This is a genomic window from Halomonas sp. 25-S5 (assembly GCF_029889845.1).
Taxonomy (GTDB): Bacteria; Pseudomonadota; Gammaproteobacteria; order Pseudomonadales; family Halomonadaceae; genus Halomonas.
On record NZ_JARANV010000003.1, the window covers coordinates 176709 to 199398 of the forward strand.

The window sequence follows — 22690 nt, forward strand, 5'->3', positions numbered from 1 at the left end:
CCAGAGCATACACCCGCTGCGGGAGGAATAAAAAAGGCCCCCCGAAGGGGGCCAGGAGGAGCACGCCAGCTCACTCGGGGGCCTGCCTCACTTCTTGGAAGCACTGAACTCGGGGTAGGCTTCCAGGCCGCACTCGGTCAGGTCGACGCCTTCGTACTCTTCTTCCTCGGTGACCCGGATGCCCATCACGGCCTTGAGGATCAGCCAGACGATCAGGCTGGCCACGAACACCCAGGTGAAGATGCCGAGGATGCCGATGATCTGGGGGCCGAAGCCGGCCTCGGCGTTGGTAAACGGGACCGCCAGCACGCCCCAGATGCCCACCACGCCGTGGGCGGAGATGGCACCCACCGGGTCGTCCAGCTTGAGCTTGTCGAGGACGACGATCGAGCTGACGACCAGCAGGCCGCCCACGATACCGATCAGCACGGCACCCAGAGCGCTGGGTGACAGCGGGTCGGCAGTGATCGCCACCAGGCCGGCGATGGCACCGTTCAGGGCCATGGTCAGGTCGGCCTTGCGGAACCACAGCTTGGCCAGGATCAGGGCGGCGATCACGCCCCCGGCGGCGGCCGTGTTGGTGTTGACGAACACCTGGGCCACGTTGTTGGCGGAGGCGACGTCGGACATCTTCAGCTCGGAGCCGCCGTTGAAGCCGAACCAGCCCATCCACAGGATGAAGGTACCCAGGGTGGCCAGCGGCAAGTTGGCGCCGGGGATGGCGAAGATGCTGCCGTCCTTGCCGTACTTGCCCTTGCGCGGGCCGAGCACCAGTACGCCAGCCATAGCCGCGGCGGCACCGGCCAGGTGCACGATGCCAGAGCCAGCGTAGTCGGAGTAGCCGATCTCGGCCAGCCAGCCGCCGCCCCAGGTCCAGTAGCCGGACACCGGGTAGATGAAGCCGGTCATGACCACGGCGAAGGCCAGGAAGGCCCACAGCTTCATGCGCTCGGCCACGGCACCGGAGACGATGGACATGGCGGTGGCCACGAACACCACCTGGAAGAAGAAGTCCGAGCGCATCGAATAGTAGGGAGCGTCGTCACCGCCGGCCAGCACTGCATCGACGCCGTTCTCGCTACCGATCAGCATGCCGAGACTCGGCAGGACGCCGCCCGCGCCGCTGGAGTACATCAGGTAGTAGCCCACCAGCAGGTACATGGTGCAGGCGATGGCGAACAGCGCGATGTTCTTGGTGAGGATCTCGGCGGTGTTCTTGGAGCGTACCAGGCCCGCCTCGAGCATCGAGAAGCCGGCGGCCATCCACATCACCAGGACGCCGCAGATCAGGAAGTAGAAGGTATCGAGCGCGTAGCTCAGCTCCGGTAATTCGACCATGGGGTCTCTCCACGTCAGGAAGGGTAAGGGAGGCGTCGGTCAGACGGCATCGGCGCCGCGCTCACCGGTGCGGATGCGGATGACGTCCTCCAGCGGCGTGACGAAGACCTTGCCGTCGCCGATCTTGCCGCTGTTGGCCGCGCTGCAGATGGCATCGAGCACCGCCTCCAGCCGTGAATCGTCTACCGCGACCTCGACCTTCACCTTGGGCAGAAAGTCGACGACGTACTCTGCACCGCGATAGAGCTCGGTGTGGCCCTTCTGGCGCCCGAAGCCCTTGACCTCGGTGACGGTGATGCCCTGGACGCCGTTGTCGGCGAGTGACTCGCGCACGTCGTCGAGCTTGAACGGTTTGATGATGGCAGTAATCAGCTTCATCCCGGATCTCCCCTGCTGGATGTCGGCGGCCTGATGCCGTGCGATGGGTGGCTGTCCTGCTCAAGCGTAAACCGTGCCACATTACGGAATATGGTTTTTATATCAGTGAGATGAGGCGATGTGCGAAGCGGCTTCCCGGCGAGGTGAACCTCGCCGCCACCGCGGCTGCACTCTTGTGGTGCCTTGTCGTGGTACGCATGCCCCATAACAGGGCGCCGGCGGGGAATGCGCCGGGCGGGGGGCTTGCGTATCCTGTGGGGAGGCCCCCATCACGATTGAGGAGAGACACCATGGTGAGCCATGATCGTATCAGCCGCCTGGCCCAGCAGATCGGCGACCGCCTGCAGGGCGCTTCTCAGGCTCCGGAAGAGGTGCAGAAGGGCATTCAGCAGGTGGTGAAGGGCGCCTTCGATCGCCTGGAGCTGGTCTCGCGGGAGGATTTCGACATCCTGATGGACGTGATGCAGCGCACCCGGGCGCGGGTCGAGGCGCTGGAGACGCAGGTAGCGGCCCTTGAGGCGGCGCTGGACGGCAACGCCTCGCAGGAGGCGGCGCCTAGCGAGCCTCCGGCCGCGCTGCCGGAGGAGCCGAGCCCCGAGGAGGATGCCGGCGCCGGCAAGACCGAACGCTGATCCCCGGCCGGTGCCGGGCGCATCCGGCTGGCCTGGGCTAGCCTGAGGGTAGATAGGCTGCGAGGGATCGCCGATGACGCTGGCAATCATCCACACCCGGGCCGGCCTCGGGCTCGAGGCGCCTGAGGTGCTGGTCGAGGTGCACCTGGCCAATGGGTTGCCCGGCATGACCCTGGTGGGGCTGCCGGAAGCCGCCGTCAAGGAGAGCCGCGAGCGGGTGCGCAGTGCCTTGGTGAATGCCGGCTTCGACTTCCCGCTGAGGCGCATCACCCTCAACCTGGCGCCTGCCGACCTGCCCAAGGAGGGGGGCCGCTTCGACCTGCCCATCGCACTGGGCCTGCTGGTGGCGTCTGGCCAGGTACCGCCCGAGGCGCTGGCGGATGTCGAGTGCGCCGGCGAGCTGGCCCTGGACGGCCGGCTGCGCCCGGTGACCGGCGTCCTGCCGCTGGCCATGGCGACGCGTCGCGCCGGCCGGCGACTGATCGTGCCGCGGGCCAATGCCGACGAGGCGGCCCTGGCCGGCGATCTCGAGGTGTTGCCGGCGGATCACCTGCTGGAGGTGGTGGCTCACCTGCTGGGTCAGACGCCCATCGCACCCCATCGGTCACCGAGTATCGTCCCGTCACTCGAGGCGGGCCCTGACCTGGCGGAGGTGCGTGGCCAGCATCAGGCACGGCGCGCCCTGGAGGTGGCCGCCGCCGGCGGGCACAACCTGTTGTTCGCCGGGCCGCCCGGCACCGGCAAGACCATGCTGGCCAGCCGCTTGCCGGGGATCCTGCCGCCGCTTTCCGAGTCGGAGGCCCTCGAGGTGGCGGCGATCCGCTCGGTCAGTGGGCGTTCGCATGCCGAACAGTGGGGTGTGCGCCCCTTCCGCGCCCCGCACCATACCGCCAGTGCCGTGGCCCTGGTGGGCGGTGGTTCGAAGCCGCGGCCTGGCGAGATTTCCCTGGCCCATCACGGGGTGCTGTTTCTCGACGAGCTGCCGGAGTTCTCGCGACACGTGCTGGAGGTGATGCGCGAGCCTATGGAGTCGGGACAGATCCATATCGCCCGGGCCAGCCACGAGCGCCGTTACCCGGCCGGCTTCCAGCTGGTGGCGGCCATGAATCCCTGCCCCTGCGGCCACCTGGGTGACCCTCGCCAGGTCTGCCACTGCACGGCCGCGCAGATCCAACGCTACCAGGCGCGCCTGTCGGGGCCGCTGCTCGACCGCATCGACCTGCAGGTGGAAGTCCCGGCGCTCTCGCCGGAGCAGCTCACCTCCCGCGAAGCGGGGGAGTCCTCGGCGGTGGTGCGCGAGCGGGTGCTGGCGGCCCGGGCACGTCAGGCGGCTCGCGGCGCGCTGAATGCGCGACTGGCCGGGCAGGCCCTGGAGGAGGCCTGCGCCCTGCAGGCGGCGGATCGCGCCTGGCTGGCCAGCGTGCTGGAGCGGCTCAAGCTGTCGGCCCGGGCCTACCACCGGGTCCTGCGGGTGGCCCTGACCCTCGCCGACCTGGCCGACGAGGCGCGTCCCGGGCGTGACCAGCTGATCGAGGCGATCGGCTACCGCCAGCTCGATCGTCTGCTCAAGGGCTGAGGGCCAGCCCGCGCTCAGAGGGCGGTAGCGTCCAGGGCCCCGCTGATCTCGCTGCGCCACGCCGGCGCGTCGCTCCCTGCGCGTCGCAGTTCCAGGCTCAGGCGATAGGGCAGCAACTCGCGGTCGGAGAGCTGCAGCCGGGGGCCGTCGGCCTCGAGGCGGCTGTTCAGGCGCCAGTGGTTGTCGCCGCCCCCCTCGGCCATGGCATCGCGCCACGCCAGCACCTGAGGGCCGTCGGGAACCGCCAGCAGGGCGCGGGTCAGGCTCTCGAGCACGCGTTCTTCGCCGAGCCCCAGGCGGCGGTCGACGTCCGGCCTGGCCAGCAGCAGGACCTGGTCGACCGCCGGTCTGGGCATGGGCGGCGTCGCCGTGAGCCGCTTGGCGGCGCGCTCGCCGAGCCCGAACAGGGCCTGGCGCAGCGTGGTCGGCTGCTCCGGCGCAGCGGCACAGCCGGCGAGCAGCAGGGTCGCCAGCAGCAAAGGCAGGTGGGGTTTCATGGTGAGATCGTCTCCCGGGGCGGGGTGTCGGTCGGCTCCAGTCTGGCAATGAAGCGGTCGAGGACCGTGAACAGCTCGCGGCGAATCGGCTCGGCCTCGTTGACCAGGTGGTGACGGGCCTCGGGGTGGCGATGGATCTCGGCGCCGGGGAACTTGCGCGCCAGCACCTCGAGGTTCCACTCCCAGTCCACGGTCAGGTCCTGCTCACCCTGCAGGATCAGGGTGGGAACCGGGCTCGGTGGCAGTGCCAGCAGCTGCGGCATCCAGCGGCGCATGGCCCCCACCCAGTCCATCGCCAGGCGGTCGGTCTGGAGGGGGTCGCCCTCGCGCAGGAAGTCGGCGAAGTCGGCATCCGTGGAGTTGGCGCGGAACTTGCGCGGGATCGATTCGACGAAGGGCCCCACCAGGCGGTGCAGCCAGCTCGACTGGTTCCAGCCCCAGGGGCGTACCAGCGGCGCCAGCAGCGCCAGTCCCGACCAGGCGCCGTCGTCGCCGCGGGTCAGGGCGTCGGTGGCGAGGATCGCCGCCCCGGTGCTCTGGCCGATGCCCAGCCAGGGCCGGGGGGCCAGTCCCTCGTCCTCGAGATGTTGCTGCAGGTGGTGCAGGCAGCTGCCATAGTCATTGAAATCGTCGATGGAGGCACGGCGGCCGCTGGAGAGGCCATGGCCGGGCAGGTCCCAGAGCACGACCCGCCAGCCCCGCGCGAGCAGGCACTCCAGCAGGTGGCAGTAGAGGCCGAGATGGTCGAAGTAACCGTGCACCACGAAGGCCGTGCCGATGGGCGCCTCGGGACTCCAGACCTGGGTCCAGAGGCGGAAGTCACCGGCCTCCAGGTAGCCCACGTAGAGGCCCACATGCTCGGCAAGCAGGGGTGCCAGGCCGTAGTGGCCCAGGTAGCGCTCGAGGTCTCGGCCGGACAGGTCTGCCGGGGCGAGTGGCCCGAGGGCCTGCAACGGGGTGAAGTCGCTCATCGGTTTCTCCGCAATGCCCGTTCATGCTAGCGCCAAGCCGCCGGCCCGGCCAGCAATGCCTCGGTGGCCGGCCGGCCTCATCATCATATGCGAGCCACGGGCGGTAAGCGGCAGGTATAGGTTTACATGTGGAAGTATTTTCCACAAAATCGACGCTACACCGTCATCTTTCCCTGTCCGGCCGGTCGGTGCCAGGGGGCACCGAGCAGCCAAGCATGAGGAGTACGACCCATGACCCAACGCATCACTCGCCATCGCCTTCAGGTGGCCGCCGAGCTGGACCGTTTCATCAACGAACAGGCCCTGCCGGGCACCGGTGTCGACCCCGAGGCCTTCTGGGCCGGCGTCGACGCGCTCTTCCATGATTTGACCCCCCAGAACCGCGAACTGCTCGCCGAGCGCGATCGCCTGCAGGAGAAGCTCGATGCCTGGCATCGCGAGCACCCCGGCCCGATTCGCGACATGGCCGCCTACCGTGCCTTCCTCGAGGAGATCGGCTATCTGGTGGAAGCACCGGCCAGGGTCGGCGTGACCACCGCCAACGTCGACCGCGAGATTGCCGTCCAGGCCGGCCCGCAGCTGGTGGTGCCGGTCAACAACCCGCGCTATGCACTGAACGCTGGCAATGCCCGCTGGGGCAGCCTCTACGACGCCCTCTACGGCACCGACGCCATCTCCGAGGAGGGCGGTGCCGAGAAGGGCTCGAGCTTCAACCCCAAGCGCGGCGAGAAGGTCATCGGCTATGCCCGCGGTGTGCTCGACCGCGCCGCCCCGCTGGCCACCGGCTCCCACCATGATGCCGTCAACTATGCGCTGCGCGACGGCCACCTGGTGGTCTCCCTGGACGGCGGTCGCGAGACCGGCCTCAAGGACCCGGGCAAGCTGGTGGGCTTCAACGGCCCGGCCGAGAGCCCTGAGTCCGTCCTGCTGGTCAACCACGACCTGCACCTGGAAATCCAGATCGATCCGAGCCACCCGATCGGCAAGACCGACCCGGCCGGCGTCAAGGACCTGGTGGTCGAGGCGGCGCTGACCACCATCATGGACTGCGAGGATTCGGTGGCCGCGGTGGACGCCGAGGACAAGGTCGGGGTCTATGCTAGCTGGCTGGGCCTGATGAAGGGTGACCTGGAAGAGCAGGTCGAGAAGGGTGGAAAGACCCTCACCCGCCGCCTCAATGCCGACCGCACCTGGCACAATACCGACGGGGGGACTGTCACCCTGCCGGGCCGCTCGCTGATGTTCGTGCGCAACGTCGGTCACCTGATGACCACGCCGGCGGTGCTGGATGCCGACGGCAACGAGCTGCCCGAGGGCATCCTCGACGGCATCGTCACCGGCCTGGTCGCCCTGCACGACCTGAAGAAGGGCGAGAACGAGCCGCGCAACTCGCGCACCGGTTCGATGTACATCGTCAAGCCGAAGATGCACGGCCCCAAGGAGGTCGCCTTCTCCAGTGTGCTGTTCGGCCGCATCGAGGACATCCTCGGCATGGCCCGCGATACCCTGAAGATGGGCATCATGGACGAGGAGCGTCGCACCTCGGTCAATCTCAAGGCCTGCATTGCCGAGGCCAGCTCGCGGGTGGTGTTCATCAACACCGGCTTCCTCGACCGCACCGGCGACGAGATGCACACCGCCATGGAGGCGGGCCCGATGATCCGCAAGGGCGACATGAAGGGCTCCGCCTGGATCCAGGCCTACGAGAAGAACAACGTCCAGGTCGGCCTGGCCTGCGGCCTGCGCGGCCGCGCCCAGATCGGCAAGGGCATGTGGGCCATGCCCGAACTGATGGCCGCCATGCTCGAGCAGAAGGTCGGCCATCCCAAGGCCGGGGCCAATACCGCCTGGGTGCCGTCGCCCACCGCCGCCACCCTGCATGCCCTGCACTACCACCAGGTGGATGTGGCGGCCCTGCAGCGCGAGATGGAAGGCCAGGGCGAGGCGGACTTCCTGAATGACCTGCTTACCGTGCCGGTGGCCGAGTCACCGCAATGGAGCGACGAGGAGCGCCAGCAGGAGCTGGACAACAACTGCCAGGGCATCCTCGGCTATGTGGTGCGCTGGGTTGAGCACGGCGTGGGCTGTTCCAAGGTGCCGGACATCCATGACGTGGGCCTGATGGAGGACCGCGCCACCTTGCGGATCTCCAGCCAGCACATCGCCAACTGGCTGCACCATGGCGTGGTCGATGCCGCCCGGGTCCAGGAGACCCTGGAGCGCATGGCCAAGGTGGTCGACCAGCAGAACGCCGGTGACCCGGAATACACGCCGATGAGCGCCGATTTCGCCGCCTCGACTGCCTTCCAGGCCGCTAGCGACCTGATCTTCAAGGGTCGCGAACAGCCCGCCGGCTATACCGAGCCGCTGCTGCACCACTGGCGTGCCGTGCACAAGGCGAAATAAGCGGCTTCGGGCTTCGGGCTTCGGGCTTCGGGCCCAGCTCAGCGGATACATTGATATCCGTAGCTCGTAGCTCGTATGCATCAAGCGCCCCGGGTACCTGCCCGGGGCGCTTTCGGTTATGTTGACGCAAACGTCACCTTCCCAATGAACCGCAAGGAGCCTGCCGATGACCGTGATGACCGCCGCCGCCATCGAGGACTTTCTCGACGAGGTCTTTCCCCAGCGGACCGGGACCATCGAGGGCGTCGACGAGATGCGCGCGACCATGAGCCTGGCCATCGAAGACGAGCACCTGCGCCCCGGGGCCAGTGTCTCCGGCCCCACCCTGATGGGGCTGGCCGACGTCTGTCTCTACGTGGCGATACTGGCCCAGATCGGCCCCGAGCCCATGGCCGTGACCAGCGACCTGCATTGCCGCTTCCTGCGCCGGCCGCGGGGCGATCGCGATGTCATCGCCAACGCCCGCATCCTCAAGCTGGGACGCCGCCTGGTGGTGGGGGAGGTGCAGCTCTTCTCGGCCGGCGACGAGCGGCCGATGGCCCTGGTCACGGCGACCTACGCCCTGCCCGACGGCGACTAACCGCGTGACCTTGCGCGCAGCACCGTCACCGCCAGGGTCAGCCAGCCGCCGATCATCAGCACCCCGCCCAGCGGGGTGACCAAGCCCAGACCGCGCAGGCCCGTCAGCGCCATGGCGTAGAGCGAGCCCGAGAAGAGCGCCATTCCCGCCGCCCAAAGACCCAGGGAGAGCCGCTGGCCGGCGAGCGGTGTGGTGGCGCGCCAGGCCAGCACCGCCAGCAGCGCCAGGGTATGCCACGCCTGGTAGCGCACCCCGGTCTCGAAGGCAGCCGCCAGCCGCGGGGCCAGCTGGCCCTCCAGCGCATGGGCGCCGAAGGCACCGGCCATCACCACCAGGGCGCCGGAGAGCGCCGCACCCAGCCACCATCCCCTATCCTGCATTCTGACCCTCCTTGTCTTGAATGACCGTTGTGGTTGCCCGGGTTCTCGAGAGGCGACGGGGATAGGCCGAAGAGGGGGTCCTATGCCAGGGGTGAGGAGGATCCCTCCGAACGGGCTGGCCATGGATGGCCAGCACCGGCCCTGCAAGCGGAGCGGGACGCGAGAGCGCCGCAGGGCATCGGTAGCGCCCATGGAGGGGTTCACAGCGCCCCCTCGCAGTCCTGTCGCTGGGTCAGCCTCGAGCGTTCGGGACGTTCTTGGTCGCCTACCGTACCCCGGCGAAGCGGAAGCCGCTACAATATTGCCCCGATTCACCGCTGGCAACGAGTGTCCCCGAGCCATGACCGACCCGCGACACGACGACAAGACCACCGCCCCCGAGGGCCCGGATGCCCCGCTGCATCGCCGCGGCATCAAGAGCTATGTGCTGCGCGCCGGCCGCATGACCCAGGCCCAGACCCGGGGACTCGAGGAGGTCTGGCCGCACCTGGGACTGACCCTCGCCGATGGCCGCCAGGACCTCGATGCGCTGTTCGGACGCCGCGCGCCTCGGGTGCTGGAGGTGGGCTTCGGCATGGGGGCCTCGCTGATCGAGCAGGCCGAGCGGTACGCCGATACCGACTTCATCGGCATCGAGGTGCATGCCCCGGGGGTGGGCAAGCTGCTCGACGAAGCCGACAAGCGGGGCCTGACCAACCTGCGGGTCTACCGCGAGGATGCCTTGGCGGTACTCGAGCAGTGCCTGCCCGAGGCGAGCCTCGATACCTTGCAACTATTCTTTCCTGATCCCTGGCCGAAGAAGAGGCATCACAAGCGCCGCATCATCCAGCCGGCCTTCGTCGAACTGGTGCGCACCCGCCTCAAGCCCGGTGGCACCCTGCACATGGCCACCGACTGGGAGGCCTATGCCGAGTGGATGGTCGAGGTGATGGACGCCGCGCCCGGCTTCGCCAACACCGCCGGCCCCGATACGGCCCCCTATGTGCCGCGCCCCGAGTTTCGCCCGTTGACCAAGTTCGAGGCGCGCGGCGAGAAGCTGGGGCACGGCGTCTGGGACCTGATCTTCACGCGGGTCGACTGATCCGCCTTAGCAAAAGAAAGGCCGCCCCGGAAGAGGCGGCAAAAAAGACCGTGACTAGCAATGAGAGGGAGAAACCAGGGCAGGAGACTGGCGGGTTCCTGCCTGGCGTGGCGCCTCATCAACGCCACGGTTCAAGAATAATCATTCTCGTTTGAGCTGTCAATACAAATGCGAACGCTTTTCGTTAGCGATGTATCGTCAACCGGCAAGGCGCAGCCACAGCGGCAGGGTCAGCATGGCCAGCAGCGTCTGGCCGGTGATCAGGGCCGCCATCAGCTCGGCGTCTCCGCCCAGCTGGCGGGCCAGGATATACGCCGAAGTGGCGGTGGGCAGGGCGGCGAACAGCAGGGCCACATCGCGGGTCACTGGATCCAGGCCCAGCAGCAGGGCCAGAATGAGCACCAGGGCCGGCATCAGCCCCAGCTTGACCAGGTTGGCGGTCCAGACCCCGCGATCGCGTCTCAGTAGCGCGGCGGGACGCAGCGCCACGCCCACCGCCACCAGGCCCAGCGGCAGGGCGGCACGGCCCAGCAGCTCCATGCCGGGCTGGCTCCAGCCGGGCAGGCCGATGCCGCTGAGGTTGAGGGCGATGCCGGTCAGGCAGGCCAGGATCAGCGGGTTGCGCGTCAGTGCGGCGAGGCTCCTGCCCAGGCTCGCCGAGCCCAGAGTGCCGGTTGCGATGAAACTGGCCACGCAGAGCACGTTGACCACTGGCACCATCAGCGCCACCGCGACCGCGGCCACCGTGGCCCCGGCACTGCCGTGCAGGGCGGCGGCCCCGGCCACCCCGACATAGGTGTTGAAGCGCAGCGCGCCCTGGAAGGCCGAGGTGAAGGCGGGCGCAGCGAGTCGCAGCCGGCCTCGCAGCCCCCATAGCAGCAGGCCGAACAGGCCCATGGCACCGAGCAGGGCGAGGGCCAGCCGGGCCACCGGCACCTGGGCGACGTCCGCGGTGGCCAGGGTCGAGACCAGCATGGCGGGAAACAGCAGGAAGTAGATCAGCCGTTCCATGCGCGGCCAGAAGTCGCCGCCCGGCTGGCGCCACCAGCCGAGCCCGGCGCCCAGCAGGATCAGCAGGAACAGCGGCCCCAGTGCGTTGCCCACGTCGTCCATGACAGTTCCCTCCTGATGGTCTCCCCTGCGACATCCTTGCGCACTTCGCCGCAGGCAAATGCTGATAAGCTTACCTCTATCCTGCCACCGATGGAGGCCCCGCGCTTCGCCATGCCCCCGCGTATCCCGTCGTCGAGCGGTGCGGCTCGCCCCCCGCTGCTGCCCCTGCTGATCACCGTCACCCTGCTGACCCTCGCCGTGGCGCTCTGGTACTTGACCCGCTACAGCCTGCGCGATGAGGTCGGCGTGCACTGGCATCCGCCGGCGGAGGTCCGCTGCGACCTCCATGCGGGCCCCTGCACGGCGCGCCTGGGGCAGGGCATCACGCTGCGCCTGGCGATCGCGTCGGACGGCCCCATCCGGGCCCTGGAGCGTCTGCCGCTGGAGGTGCGCCTGACCGGCATCCCGGCCGAGTCCGCCCGCGTCGACTTCGTCGGCCGCGACATGGACATGGGGTTGCACCGCTTCCCCCTCGAGGCCGTGGGAGGCGGCGTCTTCCGTGGGGAGGGGCAGGTGACGATCTGTACCGAGGCGGTCATGCCCTGGCGCGCGAAGGTGGTGGTGGACACGCCACAAGGCCGTCTGGGAAGCTGGTTCGACTTCGACGTGGCGAGGCGGTGATCATGCAGCGGCGAGGCATCTGGCTGGGACTGGGCGCGATACTGATGGTGGTCGCGGTCGGCCTCGCCTTCTACCAGCAGCAGCTGAGGGACCCGGCGAAGGGCGAGCCCCAGGGAGGGCCGATCGAGCTGCCGTCGACCGCGGGCGAGTTCTCGCTGAGCCAGCTCGATGATGATCAGCTGGCGGTGATCTTCTTCGGCTACACCTGGTGCCCGGATGTCTGCCCGATGAGCCTCGCCGTGGTGCGTCAGGTGATGGGGCGTCTCGACCCCGAGCAGCGGCGCCGGGTGGTCCCGCTGATGATCTCGCTGGACCCCGAGCGGGATACCCTGACGCGGCTGGAGGAGTACCTGGCCTTCTTCGGGGAGGGGTTCATCGGCGCCACCGGCAGCCAGGACGCGCTCGAGGCACTGGCCGAACGCTACGGGGTGGTCTGGCGCAGGGTGGCGACCCCGGACTCCGCCATGGCCTACACCATCGATCACAGCGCCTCGCTGTTCCTGGTCGACCGCGACGGCGAGATTCGCCGCCGGGTGCTGCATTCCCCCACCTCGGGCCCGCTGCAGGCCGCCCTGGAACAGGCGCTGGCCGAGGGCTGACGCCTCGGCACGGGAACGGCTGGCTTATTTCTCGTCGGGTGCCTGCTGCAGGCGCTCGATCATGGCCATCAACGCCCCCGTCTGGGAGCCCCGGCGGCTGTCATGCAGGGGGTCGAGTTGCCAGGTGCTCTCGGAAAAGCCCCACCAGTCCCAGCAGCCCTGGGGATTGGGCAGGCTGGTTTCCGCCTGGGGGTAGAGCACCACCCGTCGATTGGTGGCGGCCCACTCGTTGAGGCCACTGTGGCGAACGAAGGCCTCGTCGATCTGCTCGACATCCATGGCACAGCCATGCAGCGCCACGCTGAGGTCGCAGCCGCCGTCCTCGCAGCCCGCCGGCACGAACAGGTAACCGGTGTCACCCAGCCCGCGGGCGTCGAAGCTTGACTGGTCGAAGCGCACGAGCTCACCCCGTGGTTCGCCCGGCGCGGGGGGCGCCAGGTCACCGTGCAGCCAGCTCAGCATCTCCCCGGCGATATCCAGGTCGCAGGCCAGCAGGTGGGTGCCGCCGCCGCCGCGACAGTCCGCCAGGGCATCCACGGGCGTGTCCACACTCGCCGCCAGCGGCCAGCCGTGGCCGGCCTCCTCGCTCTCCATGAACCTCAGCTGGCCATCGGGGGAGGCCAGCCAGCCGCGGAATTGCTCGGCCAGGGCTTGGCCCAGTGCGGGGGCCACGGTGTTGTCCTCCGCGCCATGCCAGACGAAGACCCGCAGCTCGGCCAAGGCCTCGGGCTCGCCGACCAGCTCGTGCCGGCGGTACCCCCGGTAGCGGTCCTCGAGCTCCGCCGGGTCCGGCATGCCTCGCTGGGTCGACATGCATTGGCCCAGGGCCAGGCCCAGGGAGCCGCGGGCACAGGCCCAGGGCCCGGCGGCGGCGACGCCCAGCCCGGCGAACCGCTCGGGCCAGGCCACCGCCAGCTGGGTGGCCATGTAGCCCCCCGAGGAGACACCGAGCACGCTGACGCCGTCCCGGTCCACGCCCAGGCTCGGCAGTTGTGCCGGCGGCTCCTGGGCGGCCAGCGGGGCGGCCAGCCCCAGACAGAGACCGGCGGCGGCCAGGCAGCGGAGGGCGTTCATCGGGGCCGGATCATTCACCGGCTACGTCGAGCAGCTCGACCTTGAAGATCAGCGTCTCGTGGGGGCCGATGGGACCCTGTCCCTGGGCGCCGTAGGCCAGCTCGGAGGGAATCACCACCTCCCAGGTGTCGCCCACGCTCATCAGCTGCAGGGCTTCCTGCCAGCCCTCGATGACCTGGCCGACCTGGAAGCTCACCGGCTCGCCGCGATCATAGGAGCTGTCGAAGACGGTGCCGTCGATCAGGGTGCCCTCGTAATGGACCTCCACGGTGTCGGCGGCGGTGGGGGTCGCACCGTCGCCGGATTCCAGCTCGCGATACTGCAGGCCCGAGTCGGTGACCGTCACCCCGTCCTGTTCGGCGTTCTCGGCCAGGTAGGCCTCGCCCTCGGCGCGGTTGGCCGCGGCCTGCTGTTCGGTCTCGGCCTCGCGGGCGGCCATGGCCTCCTGCTGGAACGTTGTCAGGGCCTTGGCCATCTCCTCGTCGCTCATTTCCAGCTCGCCGTCGTCGAAGACGTCGCGGATGGCCTGGGTGAAGGCATCGACGTCCAGGTCCTCGACATCCTGCTGGATGCTCTGGCCCAGGGTCACGCCGAGGCTGTAGCCCAGCTTTTCGTCGTCGGTCTCCGGGGCGGCGGCCAGTGCCAGGGGGGCGGCGGCCAGCAGGGCTGTCAGGGAGGCGGAGGTCAGCAGTGTCTTCATGAAAGAACCTTGTGCTTTGGCGCGCAGGCGCCTTGGGTGGATGTCCGAGAATGCATGGAAATCATGGGACTCTAACAGGGCCGGGCCAGTTCCGCACCCGCATGACATACAGGGGGAAACCGGCCCGGCGAGGGGTGCCCGCGAGGGTCAGACGATCAGGGTCGGGCAGTGGGCGGAGCCGGCCACCCGCTGGGCGACGCTGCCCAGCAGCAGGCTCTTGTCGCCGTTGGTGCCCTGGGAGCCGATCACGATCAAGTCACACTCGCGCTTGCGGGCAAAGCGCACGATGATGCGCGACGGCCGCCCCCCCTTGACGAAGGAGCGTACCTTCTCGGCCGGCACCCCGAGCTCCACGGCATGAGACTTGGCATGGACCGCGATCTCGGTGGCGTACTCCTTGAGCGCGTCATCGGGCAGGTCGAGCTGCTCGGGCCTCACCATGGAGAGCGAGGCCTCGAGCAGGCTGTGGTGCTTGAAGACGCACAGGATGTAGAGCTCGGCCCCGGTCAGCAGCTGCAGGCCAGCACCTTTCTCCAGCGCCTTGAGGGCGCCCTTGGAGCCATCCACCGGGACCAGTATCCGATTGAACATGGTCGTTTACTCCTTGGGTCAGGCGAACGCCAGGTCACGCAGGAACAGGGCGATCTGCGGGAACATGATCAGCAGGGCCGCGGCCATGATCAGCATCAGCACGAAGGGCGGCGTGCCCTTGATCACGTCCAGGTAGGGGCGCTTGAAGATGGCGATGGCGGTGAAGATGTCGCACCCGAAGGGTGGCGTCGCCGAACCGATGGCCACCTGCAGGGTGATCAGGATGCCCACCAGCACTGGATCGAGCCCGGTAGCCGCCACGGCCGGGGCGAAGATCGGCGTCAGCACCAATATCACCACGATGGGATCGACGAACATGCAGGCCACGAAAAAGGCGACGCAGATGGCGATCAGCACGCCCGTGGGGCCCGCCTCGTGGACGCCCGCTGCCGCCAGGATCTCCTGGGGGATCTGGGCGAAGGAGATGATCCACGAGAAGCTATTGCCCACCGCGACCAGGATGAACACCACGGCGGTGATCAGGCCGGTGGACTTGGCGATGGCATAGATGTCGTTGATCTTCAGCGAGCGGAAGATCAAAAACTCCAGGAAGATGGCGTAAAGCACACAGGCGGCCGCTGCCTCGGTGGGGCTGAAGATGCCGCCGTAGATGCCGCCAACGATGATCACCGGGAAGCCCAGCGGCCACAGGGCCAGGCGGACCGCGGTGAGGCGTTCGCCCCAGCTCGATTTCGGCTCGGTAGGGACCTTGCGCACGGTGGCGTAGATCACGCAGTAGATCGAGAACATCACCAGGATCAACAGCCCGGGCCCGATGCCGGCGATGAACAGTTCGGCGATGGAGGTTCCCGAGATAACCCCGTAGATGATCATGCCGATGCTGGGCGGGATCAGGAAGGCGATATCGCTGGAGTTGATGATCAGCGCCAGGGTGAAGGAGTCCGAGTAGCCGGCCTTGAGCATCTTGGGACGCAGTGGCGACCCGACGGCCACCACCGTGGCCTGGGTAGAGCCCGAGACGGCGCCGAACAAGGTACAGGAGGCCGCGGTGGAGACCGCCAGACCGCCCTTAACGTGGCCAATGAAGGACATCACCATGTTGATCAGACGATCGGCCGAATGCCCACGCGTCATGATATCGGCGGCCAGGATGAACATCGGCACCGCAATCAGCGAGGCGGGGCGGATGCCGGCCATCATCTGCTGGATGAGCGTGTCCATCTGGCCCAGGCCGTTGAACATCATGTAGAAACCGATGACCGCCGCGGTGATCAGCGGGATCATCATGGGAAAGCCCAGCAGCAGCAGGGCGATCATGGTGGTAACCATTATTGTCGTCATCGTGCGTTCCCCCGGGCGTTCTGCCCTCCGTCAGACTTCCGTTTCCGTGTCCTTGTAGCCGTCGAGCACGCCAGTCGACAGATAGACGTCCCGTGACGTCAGGTTCTTGATCGCGGTGAGCAGGTACTGGATCCCGGTGATCAGAAAGCCCAGGGGTGCCCAGATGTAGATGATCCAGATCGGGAAGCCCAGCGCCGGCAGGATCCTGCCCTTGGACTGCAGGTCCAGGATGTAGACGATCGAGTAGTAGAGCAGGAAGAACATCACCAGCGAGGTGACCAGAGAGATGAAGATCATCAGCGCCTTGCGGCCGCCGACCGGCAGGGCATCGTAGATCGCCGACATGCGGATATGGCGACCGTGGCGGGCGGCATAGCCGATGCCGGCGAAGGTGATCATGATGATCAGGATGCGGTTGATCTCGCCGGAAAAGAAGATGCTGTCACCGAACACGAAGCGGGCGATGACGTTGGCGATGGTGTTGAAGGCCATCAGCAGCACGCCGAGTGCCAGGATCGCCGCCTCCAACTTGCTTATCAGGGTGTCGATGACCCCGAGCGGGCCAGGAAGGCCCGAGCGATAGTGCTTTTCGGACTCGTCGTCGGTCATGTCCGTACTCCCCTTCGGCTGCGATGAGGGAAAATCAGGAATCCCTTATGGCCAGCATACGCGTGGATGCCTGGCCCGGTGGCCGCCGACATCAACGCTGGGTGCACGCTGCCATGTTCGGAAACCTCATGTCCACAAACCTCATGTCCATAAACAACAGGAGGGGGGCGGCCCGGGCAGGCCACCCCCCTTCAAGGTCGAAGCCGGTGGTGATTACTCCACGTCTTCGGTTACGGCCTCGAGGTCGGCCTTGAACTGCTCGAGCAGTTGCTTGCCACGCTCGCCGGTCATGTCGATGAATTCTTCTTCGACCTGGGGCGCGCGCTCCTTGAAGGCCTGGATCTGCTCATCGTTGAGCCGTGTCACGGTGCACTCGTCGCAGGCTTCCATGATCTTGTCGAGCGATTCTTCGGCCAGGCCCTGGATGTGATCGATGGTATGATCGTAGGCCGCTTCGGATGCCTTACGCACCAGCGCCTGGTCCTCGTCGGAGAGGCCTTCGAAGAAGTCCTGGTTGGCCATCATCGCGGTGGTGAACCAGCCATGGCTGGTGAAGGTCAGGTGCGGGGAGACCTCGTAGAGGCCGCCGGACTCGATCCAGAAGATCGGGTTCTCCTGGCCGTCGATGATGCCGGTCTGCAGGCCGCCATAGACCTCGCCCCAGGGCAGCGGCGTGGGCGTCGCACCGAAGGCGTTGTAGGTCTCCGCCAGCAGCGGGTTGGTCATGGTGCGGATCTTCTTGTTATTGAAGTCCTTGGGCGAGGTGATCGGCTCGTCGGCGGTGACCACCATCTCGCCTTCCGGATACATCTGAAGTAGCTCCAGGCCTTGCTCGGCATAGAGCTCCGGAAACACCTCGTTGATGGCCTTGCTCTCGTCGAAGAACTCGAGCACCTGGTCCATGTCGGTGGGCATCAGATAGGGAATGAAGAAGATCTGCGCCTCGGGAATCAGCGAGCCGGTGAAGCCGGGCGACTGGTTGACGAACTGCAGGATGCCGTTCTGGGTCTGCTCCATGATGTCGTCGGACTCGCCGAGCTCGCCGAAACGGTAGATCTGCAGCGAGTGGTCGGAGTTGGCCTCGATGTAGTCCTTGAAGGCGACCGCGAAGACGTCCTGGACGTCACCCTCGTATTCCTCGTGGGCGTAGCGCCAGTTGTCGGCGAAAGCAGCGGTGGACATGCCGAACATCAGTGCGCCGATACCGGCGCCCGTCAACAGCTTGTGTGACTTCATTCTTGTGATCCCTCTGCAGGTTTGTCCCGTGATGGAGGATGCGGCCATCAGCAGGTGTCAGGTGAACATGACATTCACTCGGCTGATTTCAGGCTAGCGTGGCCGCCAAGAGGGGTCAAGCTGGCTTTCTAGGGTTTGCAGGGCACTAAGATGAGGTTTTTTCTGCACTTGCAGACGCGTGGCGAGGCGTTCCGCCAGGCGGGGAGAGGGGCTCGGCAGGGCAGATAGCCGGTCGCTCTCGAACGCCAGCCGCTCCAGGCGCGAGAGGGCCTCGCGCTCCGCCTGGAGCTCGGCTTGCTGGAGCGTCCGGCGCAGCGCGGCCACGGACTCGCTCTCCTGGGCCTCCGGCTTCAGCTCCCGGCGCAGCCGGCGAAGGGGGATCGTGACACGGCGCTGCCAGCGGCGGACCGGGTCGGGGCACGCGTCGCACGCCAGCCCGTGCTGATAGAGCCAGCAGTGCCAGAGCAGCTCGCAGACATCGACCCCGGCCTCGTCCTGGAGCACCAGGCAGGCCGCCTCGACGCCGTCGCGCCCGTAGAGGGCGAGGGCAAACTCCCATAGGGGGGCGTCGAGCAGTCGGGCCCGCAGAGCGGACGGCAATTGGGTAGAATCGTGGGTCATGACACGGCTGTCGTCCCGGTGGGCGGCAGCCTCACGGACTGCCGAGTGGAGCCTGCATGATCGCACTGCGCCAAGTTTCCCTGCAACGCGGCACCCAGACCCTGCTCGAGGGAGCCGACCTGACCCTGCATGCTGGCCACAAGGCGGGCATCGTCGGGCCCAACGGGGCGGGCAAGTCGAGCCTGTTCAAGCTGCTGCTCGGCGAGCTCTCCCCGGACCAGGGGGAGATGGAGATGAGCGGTGGCCAGCGCATCGCCCACATGGACCAGGAGGTGGCGGCGCTGGAGCGCTCCATCATCGACTACGTGCTGGACGGCGACCGCGAGCTGCGCCACACCGAGGCGGCCCTCGAGGCCGCCCGCGAGCAGGACGCCGCCCATCGCGAGGCGGAACTGCATGGCGCCATCGAGGCATTGGATGGCTACAGCGCCCCGGCCCGGGCGGCTCAGCTGCTGGTGGGGCTGGGCTTCGTCCAGGCCGACCTGGAGCGGCCGCTGGCCGCGTTCTCCGGTGGCTGGCGGATGCGCGTCAACCTGGCGCGCACGCTGTTCAAGCCCTCCGACCTGCTGCTGCTGGACGAACCCACCAACCACCTCGACCTGGATGCCCTGCTGTGGCTCGAGCAGTGGCTCACCCGCTACCCCGGCACCCTGCTGCTGATCTCCCACGACCGCGACTTCCTCGATGCGGTGTGCGATCACATCGTGCACTTCGATCACCGCAGCCTGGTGCTCTATCGTGGCAACTACTCCACCTTCGAGCGCACCCGCGCCGAGAAGCTGGCCCTGCAGCAGGCCGAGGCCGCCAAGCAGCAGGCGCGCCGCGAGGAGATCGAGCGCTTCGTGGCCCGCTTCCGCTACCAGGCGACCAAGGCGCGCGCCGCCCAGAGCCGGCTCAAGACCCTCGAGCGCATGGGGGATATCGCCGTGGCCCATGCCGACTCGCCCTTCCACTTCACCATTCCGGCGTCCGACAAGGTGTCCCACCCGCTGCTGGTGCTCGACGAGGCGCGCCTGGGCTACCGTAACGAGGCCGGCCAGGAGGCGGTGCAGCTCGAGGGCGTCAAGCTGAGCCTGCTGCCCGGCCAGCGCATCGGCCTGCTGGGCCCCAACGGGGCCGGCAAGTCGACCCTGATCAAGTCGCTGACTGGCGATCTGCCGTTACTCTCCGGCCGGCGGGTAGCCGGCGAGCACCTGGCGATCGGCTACTTCGCCCAGCACCAGCTGGAGGGGCTGGACCTGGCCGCCACGCCCTTCATGCACGTGCAGCGTCTCTCGCCTACCGCCGCCGACCTGGACATTCGCAAGTTCCTGGGCGGCTTCGGTTTCCACGGCGACGACGCCTTCGCCGAGGTGGGGCGCTTCTCCGGCGGCGAGAAGGCGCGCCTGGCCCTGGCGCTGGTCGCCTGGCAGAAGCCCAACCTGCTGCTGCTGGATGAGCCCACCAACCACCTGGACCTGGAGATGCGCGAGGCGCTCACCGAAGCGCTGGCGAGCTTCGCGGGGACGGTGATCATCGTCTCCCACGACCGGCACCTGTTGCGCGCCACCGTGGACGAGTTCTGGCGGGTGGCCGACCATCGCGTCGAGCCCTTTGATGGCGACCTGGAGGACTATCGGGCCTGGCTCAAGGCGCGCTTGGAGGGCGAGCGCCGCGAGGCCCGGGCCGACAAGGCCGACCGCCAGGCCGAGGGGGAGGCTCCCAGGGAGGATCGCAAGACGGCCCGTCGCGCCGCCGCCGAACTGCGTGAGAAGCTGCGGCCCCTGAAGAAGACGCGCGACCGCGCCGAGCAGGCCATGGAGAAGGTCCAGAAGGAACTCGCCGCGGTGGAGGAGACGCTCGGCGACGCCGAGCTCTATACCGACCCGGCGCGCAAGGACGAGCTCACCGAGCGCCTCGGTCGCCAGGGCGAGCTCAAGTCGCGTCTGGAAGACCTGGAACAGGCCTGGCTGGAGGCTGAGGAGGCGTTGGAGGCCGCCGCGCTGCGCGCGGAGCTATGAGCCATAAGCTTGAAGCTGAAAGATAACCTGGTCCGGCTTCGCCGGGAGCTGGAAGCCCCCCTTGAATGAGACACCTGTGGGCGCGCGCTGCCTTCCAGCTTCCAGCTTCCAGCTTCCAGCTTCCAGCTTCCAGCTTTCAGCTTTCGAGCAGGAACGTCACCGGTCCATCGTTGATCAGCGAGACCTGCATGTTGGCGGCGAACTCGCCGCTGGCGACCTGCGGCCAGGCGTCTCGGGCGCGCCTGAGCAGGTAGTGGAAGAGGCGCTCGCCCTCGGCGGGCGGTGCAGCGCTGGAGAAGCTGGGTCTCAGCCCCTTGCGGGTGTCGGCGGCCAGGGTGAACTGGGAGACCAGCAGCAGGCCGCCTTCGGCCTGCTGCAGATTGCGGTTCATCTTGCCCGCCGCGTCGGGGAACACCCGATAGTGCAGTAGCCTGTGCAGCAGCCGGTCGGCTGCCGCCTGGTCGTCGCCCTTCTCGACGCCCACCAGGGCCAGCAGCCCCGGGCCGATGGCGCCCACCTCGCGATCGTCGACCGCCACGCTGGCACGTTTGACGCGCTGGATCAGGGCGCGCATGGCTCTCCTCCACTGGTTGAGTCGGGGCGACAGAGGGTAGCACCTTGGGCGGGTCTCAGGCGTCCGGTCACCAGGCGCGGCAGAGCATGATGTCGCAGTGGGGCTCGCAGAGCAGGCGCTCGGTGATCTGGCTGTGGCGGCCCAGCTGACCGCGGCTGCCCAGGGCGAGCAGGTCCGGCGGCTGGCGGCGCAGGCGGGTCATCAGGACCTCGAGGGGCTCGCCCTGCTCCAGCACCAGCTCGAGCTCCGGCACGTCGTCGAGCTCGCTCATCAGCTGCTCGGTCTCGCGCTCGAGCTGGGTGCGCAGGCGTTCCACCTCGCGGTCGCGCCAGCGGGCATAGTCGCCGTCGGAGCCCAGCTCCCGCTCGCCGGGGATGTCCCAGGCATGGAGCAGGGTTAGCCGGGCGCCGGGGAAGCGCTTGAGGGTCTCGCGCAGGGTGTGGCGCGAGGTCAGCGAGAAGTCCACCGGCACCAGGATGTCCTGCCACTCCTGGGTGGCCAGGTGGCTGACCGAGAGCACCGGGCAGGGGGCGCTGCGCAGCACCCGGGCGAGGGTGGTGCCGGCGACCAGGTCGGGCTGGCCGCGCTTGCGATGGGCGCCGAGGATGATCATGTCCGCCTCGCGCTCATGGGCCTCGCGGATGATCTCGGCATAGGGGGCGCCGGCCATGGTCTGGATCAGGCACTGGGGCTCGGGCAGGGCATAGTCCTCACGGATGTCGACGAGGGTGGCGCGGATGTCCTCCACCACGGCCGCTTCCAGGTCATGCAGGACCCGTCGCGGCAGGTAGGGGTCGAGCACATGGATGACATCGAGTCGGGCACCGCTCTCCACCGCCAGGCGTATGGCGCGGGCGAAGGCGGCGCGGTTCTCGGCGGAAAGGTCGCTGGCGAAGAGCAGGGTCTGGCTCATGATGGCTCACTCCCGGGAAGGTTGATCCCCACGGCACAGCCTTCAGCATGGGCGGCAGGGGGGGAGCGCGCAAGCCTGGCGGGTTACCACCAAGCGTGGAAGTGGTGCACCGGACCGTGGCCCTGACCCACGTCAAGCCGGTGGCTCTCCTCGAGGGCCCGCGAGAGCCAGGCCTTGGCGGCGGCCACCGCCTCGCGGGGAGCGTCGCCAAGGGCCAGGCGGGCGGTGATCGCCGAGGAGAGGGTACAGCCGGTGCCGTGCAGGTTGGTGGTGTCGACCCGGAAGCCTTCGATCCAGGTGGCCGCGTCGGTGGTGATCAGCAGGTCGGGGCAGTCCTCGCCACGCAGGTGGCCACCCTTGAGCAGCACGGCGCCGGCGCCCAAGGCACGCAGGCCGGGGGCCAGCGCCTCCATGCCGGCGCGGTCCTCGGGTACCGGGCAGCCCAGCAGCACCGCGGCCTCCGGCAGGTTGGGGGTGATCAGGTCGGCCAGCGGCACGAGAATATCCCGCACTGCACGGATGCCGGCATCGTCGACCAGGATGTCGCCGCTCTTGGCCACCATCACCGGGTCGAGCACGATCCAGCCCGGCCGCCGCCGAGTCAGGGCCTCGCGGATCACCTCGGCGACCTCCCGGCTGGCCACCATCCCGATCTTCACGGCATCGATGTCGATGTCATCGAGCAGCGTCTCGAGCTGGGCGGCGATGAAGTCCGCCGGCACCGGGTGAACTCCGGTGACGCCGCGGGTGTTCTGGGCGGTCAGGGCGGTGATCACGCTGGTAGCATAGGTCCCCAGGGCCGAGAGGGTCTTGAGGTCGGCCTGGATGCCGGCGCCGCCACTGGGGTCGGAGCCGGCGATGGTCAGGGTGTTGGGTATGCAGCGGGAGGCGGCCATCA

24 protein-coding genes are annotated in these 22690 nt (G+C 68.1%); 8 read left to right on the forward strand and 16 right to left on the reverse strand.

Going from position 1 to position 22690, the window contains the following annotated elements:
* Positions 1-87: 87 nt before the first annotated feature.
* Together OP498_RS04070 and OP498_RS04075 are read right to left on the reverse strand one after the other, a co-directional pair.
* Positions 88-1338 carry an ammonium transporter gene (locus OP498_RS04070; RefSeq protein WP_280547135.1) on the reverse strand — a complete coding sequence of 417 codons (1251 nt, stop codon included), beginning with the start codon at positions 1336-1338 and terminating at the stop codon, positions 88-90.
* Positions 1339-1377: 39 nt separating this feature from the next.
* Positions 1378-1716: a P-II family nitrogen regulator gene (locus OP498_RS04075; RefSeq protein WP_280547134.1), complete on the reverse strand. Its 339-nt coding sequence runs from the start codon at positions 1714-1716 to the stop codon at positions 1378-1380.
* A 290-nt stretch (positions 1717-2006) separates the two neighbouring features.
* Here OP498_RS04075 and OP498_RS04080 point away from each other — a divergent pair, with 290 nt between their 5' ends.
* Both OP498_RS04080 and OP498_RS04085 read left to right on the forward strand, forming a co-directional pair.
* The gene (locus tag OP498_RS04080; protein WP_280552660.1) at positions 2007-2348 is read left to right on the forward strand and encodes an accessory factor UbiK family protein; all 342 of its coding nucleotides are present in this window, start codon (positions 2007-2009) and stop codon (positions 2346-2348) included.
* 73 nt (positions 2349-2421) lie between these two features.
* Positions 2422-3924 carry a YifB family Mg chelatase-like AAA ATPase gene (locus OP498_RS04085; protein ID WP_280552662.1) on the forward strand — a complete coding sequence of 501 codons (1503 nt, stop codon included), beginning with the start codon at positions 2422-2424 and terminating at the stop codon, positions 3922-3924.
* Positions 3925-3938: 14 nt separating this feature from the next.
* Here OP498_RS04085 and OP498_RS04090 read toward each other — a convergent pair whose 3' ends face one another.
* Together OP498_RS04090 and OP498_RS04095 are read right to left on the reverse strand one after the other, a co-directional pair.
* Entirely contained in the window at positions 3939-4421 is a 483-nt protein-coding gene (locus tag OP498_RS04090; RefSeq protein ID WP_280547128.1) for a hypothetical protein, read from the reverse strand.
* Positions 4418-5392, reverse strand: coding sequence for an alpha/beta hydrolase (locus OP498_RS04095; RefSeq protein ID WP_280547126.1), 975 nt, complete (start codon positions 5390-5392; stop codon positions 4418-4420). Before OP498_RS04095 ends, OP498_RS04090 begins: the two co-directional genes overlap by 4 nt.
* A gap of 231 nt (positions 5393-5623) precedes the next feature.
* Between OP498_RS04095 and OP498_RS04100 the strand changes: the two genes are divergently transcribed.
* Together OP498_RS04100 and OP498_RS04105 are read left to right on the forward strand one after the other, a co-directional pair.
* A complete protein-coding gene (locus OP498_RS04100) occupies positions 5624-7798 on the forward strand; it encodes a malate synthase G (protein ID WP_280547124.1) in 2175 nt (724 codons plus the stop codon).
* A gap of 166 nt (positions 7799-7964) precedes the next feature.
* The gene (locus tag OP498_RS04105; protein ID WP_280547123.1) at positions 7965-8378 is read left to right on the forward strand and encodes a PaaI family thioesterase; all 414 of its coding nucleotides are present in this window, start codon (positions 7965-7967) and stop codon (positions 8376-8378) included.
* On the opposite strand, the gene OP498_RS04110 is transcribed toward OP498_RS04105, so the two are convergent.
* Positions 8375-8758 carry a DUF423 domain-containing protein gene (locus tag OP498_RS04110; RefSeq protein ID WP_280547121.1) on the reverse strand — a complete coding sequence of 128 codons (384 nt, stop codon included), beginning with the start codon at positions 8756-8758 and terminating at the stop codon, positions 8375-8377. The two genes, OP498_RS04105 and OP498_RS04110, sit on opposite strands and share 4 nt — an antisense overlap.
* A gap of 340 nt (positions 8759-9098) precedes the next feature.
* Here OP498_RS04110 and trmB point away from each other — a divergent pair, with 340 nt between their 5' ends.
* The gene (gene trmB / locus OP498_RS04115; RefSeq protein ID WP_280552665.1) at positions 9099-9839 is read left to right on the forward strand and encodes a tRNA (guanosine(46)-N7)-methyltransferase TrmB; all 741 of its coding nucleotides are present in this window, start codon (positions 9099-9101) and stop codon (positions 9837-9839) included.
* Between the two features lie 198 nt (positions 9840-10037).
* Here the strand turns inward: trmB and OP498_RS04120 are convergent, their stop codons facing one another.
* Entirely contained in the window at positions 10038-10952 is a 915-nt protein-coding gene (locus OP498_RS04120) for an AEC family transporter (protein ID WP_280547108.1), read from the reverse strand.
* A gap of 111 nt (positions 10953-11063) precedes the next feature.
* Here OP498_RS04120 and OP498_RS04125 point away from each other — a divergent pair, with 111 nt between their 5' ends.
* Entirely contained in the window at positions 11064-11573 is a 510-nt protein-coding gene (locus tag OP498_RS04125; RefSeq protein WP_280552667.1) for a hypothetical protein, read from the forward strand.
* Between the two features lie 2 nt (positions 11574-11575).
* Entirely contained in the window at positions 11576-12172 is a 597-nt protein-coding gene (locus tag OP498_RS04130; RefSeq protein WP_280547106.1) for an SCO family protein, read from the forward strand.
* 24 nt (positions 12173-12196) lie between these two features.
* Here OP498_RS04130 and OP498_RS04135 read toward each other — a convergent pair whose 3' ends face one another.
* From OP498_RS04135 to OP498_RS04165, 7 genes are all read right to left on the reverse strand, one after another.
* Positions 12197-13246 carry a PHB depolymerase family esterase gene (locus tag OP498_RS04135; RefSeq protein WP_280552668.1) on the reverse strand — a complete coding sequence of 350 codons (1050 nt, stop codon included), beginning with the start codon at positions 13244-13246 and terminating at the stop codon, positions 12197-12199.
* A 10-nt stretch (positions 13247-13256) separates the two neighbouring features.
* Positions 13257-13946, reverse strand: a complete 690-nt coding sequence (locus OP498_RS04140; RefSeq protein WP_280552670.1) for an FKBP-type peptidyl-prolyl cis-trans isomerase — start codon at positions 13944-13946, stop codon at positions 13257-13259.
* A gap of 147 nt (positions 13947-14093) precedes the next feature.
* Positions 14094-14537 carry a universal stress protein gene (locus tag OP498_RS04145; protein WP_280552672.1) on the reverse strand — a complete coding sequence of 148 codons (444 nt, stop codon included), beginning with the start codon at positions 14535-14537 and terminating at the stop codon, positions 14094-14096.
* A gap of 18 nt (positions 14538-14555) precedes the next feature.
* The gene (locus OP498_RS04150) at positions 14556-15839 is read right to left on the reverse strand and encodes a TRAP transporter large permease (RefSeq protein WP_280547102.1); all 1284 of its coding nucleotides are present in this window, start codon (positions 15837-15839) and stop codon (positions 14556-14558) included.
* A gap of 30 nt (positions 15840-15869) precedes the next feature.
* The gene (locus tag OP498_RS04155; protein ID WP_280547100.1) at positions 15870-16448 is read right to left on the reverse strand and encodes a TRAP transporter small permease; all 579 of its coding nucleotides are present in this window, start codon (positions 16446-16448) and stop codon (positions 15870-15872) included.
* A gap of 213 nt (positions 16449-16661) precedes the next feature.
* Positions 16662-17684 carry a TRAP transporter substrate-binding protein DctP gene (gene dctP / locus OP498_RS04160; protein ID WP_280547099.1) on the reverse strand — a complete coding sequence of 341 codons (1023 nt, stop codon included), beginning with the start codon at positions 17682-17684 and terminating at the stop codon, positions 16662-16664.
* 93 nt (positions 17685-17777) lie between these two features.
* Positions 17778-18305, reverse strand: coding sequence for a TIGR02444 family protein (locus OP498_RS04165; RefSeq protein ID WP_280547098.1), 528 nt, complete (start codon positions 18303-18305; stop codon positions 17778-17780).
* A 56-nt stretch (positions 18306-18361) separates the two neighbouring features.
* On the opposite strand from OP498_RS04165, the gene OP498_RS04170 reads away from it, so the two are divergent.
* Positions 18362-20305 (forward strand): ATP-binding cassette domain-containing protein, encoded by a 1944-nt coding sequence (locus OP498_RS04170; RefSeq protein WP_280547097.1) that lies wholly within the window; start codon positions 18362-18364, stop codon positions 20303-20305.
* Positions 20306-20441: 136 nt separating this feature from the next.
* Here OP498_RS04170 and dtd read toward each other — a convergent pair whose 3' ends face one another.
* From dtd to thiD, 3 genes are all read right to left on the reverse strand, one after another.
* Complete coding sequence (gene dtd / locus OP498_RS04175) at positions 20442-20879, reverse strand: D-aminoacyl-tRNA deacylase (protein WP_280552674.1); 438 nt, start codon at positions 20877-20879, stop codon at positions 20442-20444.
* 67 nt (positions 20880-20946) lie between these two features.
* A complete protein-coding gene (locus OP498_RS04180) occupies positions 20947-21792 on the reverse strand; it encodes a universal stress protein (protein WP_280547095.1) in 846 nt (281 codons plus the stop codon).
* Positions 21793-21875: 83 nt separating this feature from the next.
* Entirely contained in the window at positions 21876-22688 is an 813-nt protein-coding gene (gene thiD / locus OP498_RS04185; protein WP_280552725.1) for a bifunctional hydroxymethylpyrimidine kinase/phosphomethylpyrimidine kinase, read from the reverse strand.
* Between the last annotated feature and the right edge of the window lie 2 nt (positions 22689-22690).